Annotated in this window: 1 protein-coding gene and 1 pseudogene; both read left to right on the forward strand. The window is 58.4% G+C overall.

The features are described from left to right. Positions 1-703: pseudogene (locus tag AB4Z11_RS31855) on the forward strand (signal recognition particle protein); the annotation flags it as partial. A 181-nt stretch (positions 704-884) separates the two neighbouring features. Continuing rightward, positions 885-1,262, forward strand: coding sequence for an SWIB/MDM2 domain-containing protein (locus tag AB4Z11_RS31860; protein WP_442030200.1), 378 nt, complete (start codon positions 885-887; stop codon positions 1,260-1,262). The last annotated feature ends 87 nt before the right edge of the window (positions 1,263-1,349 follow it).

A 1,349-nucleotide genomic window follows, 5' to 3' on the forward strand; every position in this document is an offset into this window, starting at 1 on the left:
GTTCGTGGTCGACGCCATGCTGGGCCAGGACGCGATCAACACCGCCAAGGCCTTTAACGATGCGCTGCCGCTGACCGGTATCGTGCTGACCAAGCTGGATGGCGACTCGCGCGGTGGTGCGGCGCTGTCGGTGCGCCACATCACGGGCAAGCCGATCAAGTTTGCCGGCGTGTCCGAAAAGCTGGACGGCCTGGAAGCGTTCGACCCGGCCCGTATGGCCAACCGCATCCTGGGCATGGGCGACATCCTGGCCCTGGTGGAAGAAGCGCGCAAGGGTGTGGACGAGAAGGCGGCGGCCGAACTGGCCGCCAAGGTCAAGTCGGGCGGCAAGTTCGACATGAACGACTTCAAGTCCCAGCTGTCGCAGATGAAGAAAATGGGCGGCATGTCCGGCCTGCTCGACAAGCTGCCGGCCCAGTTCCAGCAAGCTGCGTCCGGCGCCAATATGGACCAGGCGGAAAAGCAGGTGCGCCGCATGGTCGGCATCATCGACTCGATGACGCCGCAGGAACGCGCCAAGCCGGAGCTGATCAAGGCGGCACGCAAGCGCCGCATCGCAGCCGGCGCAGGCGTCCAGGTGCAAGAGGTAAACCGTATGCTCAATCAGTTCGAGCAGATGCAGACCATGATGAAAAAGCTGTCCGGCGGCGGTCTGATGAAGATGATGCGATCGATGAAAGGCATGATGCCGGGCATGCGCTAAACGGCGCAATCTCCCTCTGAAAGCCGCCTGCGGGCGGCTTTTTTCACTCTGGGGCTGGGATTAACGTGTGTTTCCCACAAAAAAGGGAAAAAACACTTGCATAAGCTGCAAATCCCCACCAATATTAGCCGTGCGAATGTATTGCGCAATTTTCCCCAGTGTTTGTTAAGGAGGCTCGAATATGGCAACAGCCAAGAAAACCCCAGCAGCACCAGCAAAGAAAGCCGCAGCCAAACCAGCCGCCAAAAAGGCAGCACCGGCTAAAGCAGCAGCAAAACCAGCAGCAAAGAAAGCAGCGCCTGCTGCCCGCAAGCCAAACGCAGCATTCATGAAAGCCATGACGCCTTCGTCCGCACTGTCCGCGGTGGTCGGTTCCGCTCCGCTGCCACGCACCGAAGTGACCAAGAAAGTGTGGGACTACATCAAAAAACTGAACCTGCAAGATGCAGCAAATCGCCGCATGATCAATGCCGACGACAAGCTGAAGGCCGTATTCGGCGGCAAATCGCAGGTGTCCATGTTCGAAATGACCAAGCTGATCTCCGATCACCTGAAATAAAGCCTCCGGCTGTTGCAGCCGCTAAAAAGCCCCGATGCTCCGCGCTCGGGGCATTTTTTCTTTTATGGGGTCAGGCACTAAATGGTA

Source organism: Pseudoduganella sp. RAF53_2, from assembly GCF_052113985.1.
Lineage (GTDB): Bacteria > Pseudomonadota > Gammaproteobacteria > Burkholderiales > Burkholderiaceae_D > Rugamonas.

Coding starts and splice junctions, on each gene's coding strand:
- AB4Z11_RS31860 (WP_442030200.1), top strand. CDS start 885: ATGGCAACAGCCAAGAAAACCCCAGCAGCACCAGCAAAGAAAGCCGCA.